The sequence below is a fragment of the Edaphobacter sp. genome (assembly GCF_035532915.1).
GTDB lineage: Bacteria > Acidobacteriota > Terriglobia > Terriglobales > Acidobacteriaceae > Edaphobacter.
This window is the reverse complement of sequence record NZ_DATKQC010000455.1, coordinates 24,521-30,975: the sequence shown is the minus strand read 5'-3', so window position 1 is coordinate 30,975 and position 6,455 is coordinate 24,521. Positions and strand designations below refer to the sequence as shown.

Here is a 6,455-nt window from a genome sequence, read left to right as displayed (position 1 = left end):
AATGCCTACCTCGCCATCGCCGGTGGTCTTGAGATCATTCCCATCATCAACAAGATCGACCTCCCCAGCGCCGACATCGAGCGCACCAAGGAAATGATCGAAAAATCCGTCGGGCTACCCGCTGACGACGCCATCGCAGTCTCAGCCAAGACCGGCCTCAACGTCGCCGACATTCTCGAAGCCGTCGTGACGCTGCTACCGCCGCCAAAGGGCGATCCAGAGGCACCGCTGCAGGCGCTCATCTTCGATAGCTGGTTCGACGCCTACCGAGGCGTCATCGTGCTCGCCCGTATCGTCAACGGCAAGCTGCGCAAGGGCATGAAGATCAAGGTCATGTCGAACGGCAAGACCTTCGACGTCGAAAGCATGGGCGTCATGACGCCCAAGCCGGTCGAGATGTCCGAACTCTCCGCAGGCGAAGTCGGCTTCTTCGTGGCGACGATCAAGAACGTAGCCGACACCAAGGTCGGCGACACCATCACGTCAGTCGAAAATCCCTGCGCCGAAGCGCTCCCCGGCTTCGAAGACATCAAGAGCATGGTCTTCGCCGGTCTCTACACCGTCGACTCGCACGAGCATGCCTTGCTGCGCGACGCTCTCGAAAAACTACGCCTCAACGACGCCAGCTTCTCCTTCGAGCCCGAGTCCTCCGTCGCGCTCGGCTTCGGCTTCCGCTGCGGCTTCCTCGGCCTGCTCCATCTCGAGATCATCCAGGAGCGCCTCGAGCGCGAGTACGACCTCGACCTCATCACCACCGCACCCGGCGTCCGCTACAAGATCACCCTCACCGATGGCAGCGTCATCGAAGTCGACAATCCTTCGCGCTGGCCCGATCCCTCCAACATCGAGCAGATCGAAGAGCCGGTCATCATCGCCAAGATCCTGACCAATGAAGAATATGTCGGCGGCATCCTCAAGCTCGTCGAAGAGAAGCGCGGCCGTCAGCAGAACATGGAGTACGTCTCCGACACCCGCGTCATGATCACCTATGAACTGCCGCTGAATGAAATCGTCCTCGATTTCTACGACCGCCTCAAGACCGTCTCCCGCGGCTACGCCTCGCTCGATTACGTCCTCGCCGGTAGCTGGGTCTCGCCCATGGTCAAGATGGACATCCTCATCGGCGGCGACCCCGTCGATGCGCTCTCCATCATCATCCACAAGGACTTCGCCCAGAATCGCGGCCGCGCACTCGTCTCCAAGATGCGTGAGCTCATCCCCCGCCAGATGTTCGAGGTCGCCATCCAGGCAGCCATCGGCTCCAAGGTCATCGCGCGAGAGACCGTCACCGCCATCCGCAAGAATGTCATCGCCAAGTGCTACGGCGGCGATATCAGTCGCAAACGCAAGCTCCTCGATAAGCAGAAAGAGGGCAAAAAGCGCATGAAGCGGATCGGCAAGGTGGACATTCCGCAGGAGGCTTTCCTCGCCGTGCTGAAGGTCGGAGAAGAATAGAAGTAATCGAGCAGACTACCCCAAACAGACGAGTCGCCTGCGAAACAGATGATCTGTCACGCGTTAGAACACCAGGCCGCGCCGCTCGCCTGTAACTCATCAGTAACATTGATCTGTGGAAACCATTGAAATCGCATCATTTGCGAATTCAATCGGGAAATAGCCGCAAATTATTGCACACGATCCTGTAAGCCGCTGCTTCGTATGGAGTTAAATGCCCCAGCTTCCCTCCCTAACGAGAGAGGATAAATTCGCTATTGCAACTAAGCCACCACACGAGCTTTAAAATCCACAGAATTTTCCACAGGAAAGCGAAAGGGAGACCTCCTGAGAGGTCTCCCTTTCGTCGAAAAATTGTTGCTTACTTCTTGGTGGTTGAGGGGCGAGGCGTAGCCGAACGTGGACGCGCCGTCGGGGTTGGGGCCGAAGGAGCAGGAGCCGCTACACCGGAAGAGGCGTTGTATGCCTCGATGATGGCCTGGGAGATATCGGTCCCCGGAGCTGCCCACATCACAGAGACGCCGCCCTGTGCCTGCTGGCCGCTGAGGTCCAGAAGCATGGTATAGCCATTCGACTGAACGTACTTCACCACGGTGGGTCCCAGCTTCTGGGCAACCTTGCCAAGAGCATCCTGCAAGTCGGCGTTGTATGCCTGTTGGGCATCCTGAACGTCGCGCTGAAGCTGCTTCTCCTTGGTATCAATGGTCCGGAGCTTGGCGGCGCGCGCTTCGTCGGCTTCCGTGGCTGGAGCGCTCTGCATCTGCTTCTTCAGCGAATCGACTTCCGTAGACTCAGTCTCGATCTGGGCCTTCTTCGGCGCATACTTTGCCTGAATCTCCTGAAGTGCGCGCTGGCCTTCATTGGTGGCAGCGGCGACCTGCTCGTACTCGATCAGGGCAATCTTTGCGGGTTCAGCATGTGGCGCCACAACAGCAGAGGCGGCGGGTTGGGTGGTGGGCGTCGTTGTTTGGGCCATCCCGGCAACGGTCAACAATCCCGCGCCAAAGGCGGAGACTAGCTTAAGGGTACGATTCATGCGGTGTGTGATACTCCTTCGGGGATCATTCCAAATCATCCGGCCGTAGGCGCACCAATCGCGACCTTCCGAGCCATTCCTGCATCCTCTTGATGGTGACGCTCGAAAAGCGTAACTACCTTTTGCCTCGAGCGCTGCGGCCAGCATAACAAAGAAACCGTCGGCAAGCGAGAGGGTTGGCGGAACATATTGGATTATAGGACTGCCCTCGAAGCCGGTCAAACTCGAAATATTTATCAAATATCCTAAAAAACGTAGGCAAGCCAAACTTTACCTTCCGTTTTCCGGTATTCCAACCTTTTATGCGGCCCATAAGTCCCATGAATCCATCACGCCCGGTTTGGCAGACCGATTGCACTGTATCTCAGCATTACTCCTCCGAGTCGAAGTTGAAGCGCGGTTGTAATGCCCCGGATCGAAAGAAGCTTTACCCCGATGAGGGTTCAGCCATCGACCGAGTGGCTCACTTCCTTACGGAAGTCTTTATGGAGGCCAGTGACTGGCCATTAGTTATGCAAAAGCCGCTCCGTCGAGCGGCTTTTGCTTCTTTATCTGCCGAATCTCTTTCTGGCACCCCATGAAAATTTCCTCTATATAAAAGGGCGATTCAACAAAGAGAGTTCTTGCCAATCGTAATCTTTGCGCGTACTCTAAGTCTTACTTCGTGAACCGGCTGTGGGTGCCGCTCATTGTGTAGCCGTCAATTGATAGCAATCATGTAAAAATTGGCAGCAGGCAGCCAGCACAGTGAATTTGTGGGACTCTGTCGAAAACGGGTAGAGGGTGAGGGTTCGCCAAAGTAAGGCGTTCCAGGCTGTGTCTTTCTGGCAGTTCATCGCTGGTCACAGCCAACAGACAGTACCAAGACGTCCGTTCGAGTGTAATTTGAGACCGTTTCCTCCGACGCTGCAATCCCGGTTTGGTTGGCTCCGCGAAATCTGCGCGGCGACGACGAGGCCCGTGGCGTGAGAGTGAACCGCTAATTGCGATCTAGTGCAATAGGAAGTGGAAGCATGACTTCAGAGCAGAATGTACCCGAGGTGCAGTCGCCCCAGGGTTCGTCAATGTCAGCCGGCCAACAGGACGGCGACGAGCAATTCTCCGGGGCGAACGTCCCCCACGGAATGGGACAGTCCAAAAGCAGCCGCCGTCGTCGGCGCAAGCGCAAGACCAAAGGCCCCGATGCACCACAGGCCGCACCCCAGGCCAGCCAGTCCGCTGGCGAACAGCCCGCAGGACAGCCCATCGACTCCATTCAGGCTGCCAGCGCGCCGCAACCATCTCAGCCTCAGAGCTTTCAGGCCAACTCCGGCCAGCAGCAGAACAACTCCGGCGGAGCCTCGACCGGCAAACGCTGGAAGAAGAAGTTTCGCGACCGCGACCGTCAGCGCCCGCAGGAAAATCCCGGCAACGTCGCCAGCGGCAGCAACGGCGGTGGTTTCCGCGACAGCAACAGCCACCAACCCGGCAACAACGGCTTCAAGCGCAAGAGCGGTGGCGGCGGGGGAGGCAGGCAGCAGCAGCGCGGACCGCGCAGCTTCGTCGGCCCCATGGACCACAGCTACCGCGTCGCCAACGGCAACTTCGCCGACTCGCCGCCATCCACCATCGAGACCCACGGCAACTTTCAGTCTCGTGGCGGCGGCAGTCGCGGCGGCTATCAAGGCGACTCCCAGCCCATCGACTACTCGCAGGGAAAAACCATTCCAATTCCTGAAGACGCGCCAACCAAAATCTTCTTTTTTATTGAGGATCTTTTCTTTATCGCGAAGATCCAGGAGACTGCGCGCAAACTCGGCGTAAAGATCGCCTTCATCAAGAACGATAAGGAATCGATCGCCCAGTTGACCGGACTCAGCGAAGAAGAGCGTCCCGGCCTGATCGTCTTCGACCTCAACAACGCAAACGCCAAGCCGTTGACGTTGATCCCGAAGTTGAAGACCAAGCTCAAGCGCAGCACATCGATTGTCGGCTTCCTCTCGCATCTGCAGGGAGACCTGAAGGCGAAGGCCGTCGAAGCTGGATGCGACACTGTCATGCCTCGCGCGGCTTTCTCACAGAACCTGCCCAACCTGCTGCGCCGCTACGGCCTGGTAGAAGAGGACGAACCGAACTTCAACCAGTAACCGGGATCGAAGCTCAAACTTAAAAGGCCCTGCGAACTCTCTCGCAGGGCCTTTCAGTTTGCAACCAAAACGCGCTCTAGCCCGGAGGCCAGTCCATGTGCCGTCCGCCGAGCAGGTGCAGATGGAGATGGTTCACCGTCTGTCCGCCATCGTCGCCGGTGTTGACGACGACGCGGTAGCCGCCGTCCAGATTCTTGCTGCGGGCCAGATTTGCAGCGGTGGCCAGCAGGTGGCCCAGCAAGGCAGTGTGCTCGGCGGCGGCCTTCGCCTGCGAGGCGATGTGCTGTTTAGGAATAATCAGGAGATGAACGGGAGCTTGCGGATTGATATCCGGAAAGCCGATGCAAAGTTCATCTTCGTGGACTTTGTTCGCCGGAATCTTTCCTTCGATAATTTTGCAGAACAAACAATCGGTAGCCATTAATTCAAAACTCTCTTCATTACGTGATTGAAGCGTAGACGTTTACGGGGAGAAGTATTTTGGATGCTCGCCTGTTGCCCAGGGGTTGTAAGCGGCGGCGAAGGCGGCACGGCTTTCAATCGACGGATGGCTGCCGGTCCAGAATTCGACAAACGGATGAGCCCGGGGATCTTCGAGCGACGCCTCACCCAGCCGCTGAAACGCCTGCTGCGTCACCGCCTGCGGATCGGCCACAATGCCATGAATCGCCTCCTGCCCATAGACGTCGGCGGCATGCTCAATCGACCGGCTGAAGGCGTTCTCAATCGGCGCCGAGAAGAACGACAGAGTATTGAGCGCCAGCAGCAGCACCGCAAGAAACGCCCAATCGTTCGGCGAGAGGATGCCCCACCGGCTCCCATAGCGGCGCAGCGCCCACTCCGTCAGCTTCTGCCCAACGAAGAAAGCCACCAGCAGCAACAGGCCGGTGAACACAAGCCCGAGCGCGATATGGTGCAACGCATAGTGTCCCAGCTCATGGCCGAACACCGAGGAAAGTTCATCCGGCGTGGCCTCTTTGATCGTCGTATCCCACAGCACCAGCCGCTTCGATGGGCCAAAGCCAGTGACGTAGGCGTTCAGCCCGGTGACTTTGCTGCTGGCGCGCATGTAGAACATCCGGTCGGGCGGCAGGCTGATGCCGCTGCGCGCGACCACCCTCTCCAGTTGCGCGACCAGCGCCGGGTTCGATTGCTGCAATGGCTCAAATTTGTTGAAGAGCGGATCGACCAGCACCGGCGCAAGAAATACCCCGAACAGGACTGCCACCATCGCCGGGACCCAGAACCACATCCACCATCGCCCCGGCGAGCGGCGGATGACCCAGAACAGCACCATCACCAGCATTCCACCTACAATCCACGTCAGCAGAAAGCTCTTGAGCTGGTCCCACCACCAGCTCGGCCAATGCTGGACTGACAGCCCATACGCCAGCCCCAGATGATGCCCATAGACATACAGTGGAGCATCCAGCACGGCGATGGCTCCGAATAACAGCAGCGTGAACAGAAAGCATTGCCCGAGCCGGTTATCGGTGGCCCTGGCCGCGATATCGCGCAGCCGCGGCGGAACCCTCAGCCCCAGCAGAAACAGCAGCTCCAAAATGCTCCACGCGCCCCCGCCAAAGTAGAGGATCGTCCGCATTCGGAAGAGGCCCTCGGCCTGTTTGAGCTTGGCGGGAGAAAGCGTGTAGGCAGACGTGTTATGAGCAGCTTCGTATAGCGCCTGCGCTTCGGTCGCGGTGGTGCCCTTTACCCAGTGCGGTGCGGTGAGCAGCGCAGCCAGAGCAACCACCAGCAGAAAGATCGTTCGAAGGCGCATCTTTTATAGGACTCCCGCTCGCCGCGTTTAGTGTGCAGGGAGTATGCTTGCGCTGCCC

Annotated in this window: 5 protein-coding genes; 2 read left to right on the top strand and 3 right to left on the bottom strand. The window is 58.4% G+C overall.

Annotation, left to right across the window (positions count from 1 at the left end; translation table 11 throughout):
* Nucleotides 1-1,455, top strand: a 1,455-nt coding sequence (gene lepA / locus VMU57_RS21475; protein ID WP_325387182.1) for a translation elongation factor 4, incomplete at its 5' end; no start/stop codon positions are given.
* A 361-nt stretch (nucleotides 1,456-1,816) separates the two neighbouring features.
* Here the strand turns inward: lepA and VMU57_RS21470 are convergent.
* The gene (locus VMU57_RS21470) at nucleotides 1,817-2,491 is read right to left on the bottom strand and encodes an OmpH family outer membrane protein (RefSeq protein ID WP_325387180.1); all 675 of its coding nucleotides are present in this window, start codon (nucleotides 2,489-2,491) and stop codon (nucleotides 1,817-1,819) included.
* A 1,013-nt stretch (nucleotides 2,492-3,504) separates the two neighbouring features.
* Between VMU57_RS21470 and VMU57_RS21465 the strand changes: the two genes are divergently transcribed.
* Nucleotides 3,505-4,617, top strand: coding sequence for a response regulator (locus VMU57_RS21465; RefSeq protein ID WP_325387179.1), 1,113 nt, complete (start codon nucleotides 3,505-3,507; stop codon nucleotides 4,615-4,617).
* A 76-nt stretch (nucleotides 4,618-4,693) separates the two neighbouring features.
* On the opposite strand, the gene VMU57_RS21460 is transcribed toward VMU57_RS21465, so the two are convergent.
* Both VMU57_RS21460 and VMU57_RS21455 read right to left on the bottom strand, forming a co-directional pair.
* A complete protein-coding gene (locus VMU57_RS21460; RefSeq protein ID WP_325387177.1) occupies nucleotides 4,694-5,038 on the bottom strand; it encodes a histidine triad nucleotide-binding protein in 345 nt (114 codons plus the stop codon).
* A gap of 42 nt (nucleotides 5,039-5,080) precedes the next feature.
* Nucleotides 5,081-6,397 carry a M48 family metallopeptidase gene (locus VMU57_RS21455; protein ID WP_325387175.1) on the bottom strand — a complete coding sequence of 439 codons (1,317 nt, stop codon included), beginning with the start codon at nucleotides 6,395-6,397 and terminating at the stop codon, nucleotides 5,081-5,083.
* Nucleotides 6,398-6,455: the final 58 nt, after the last annotated feature.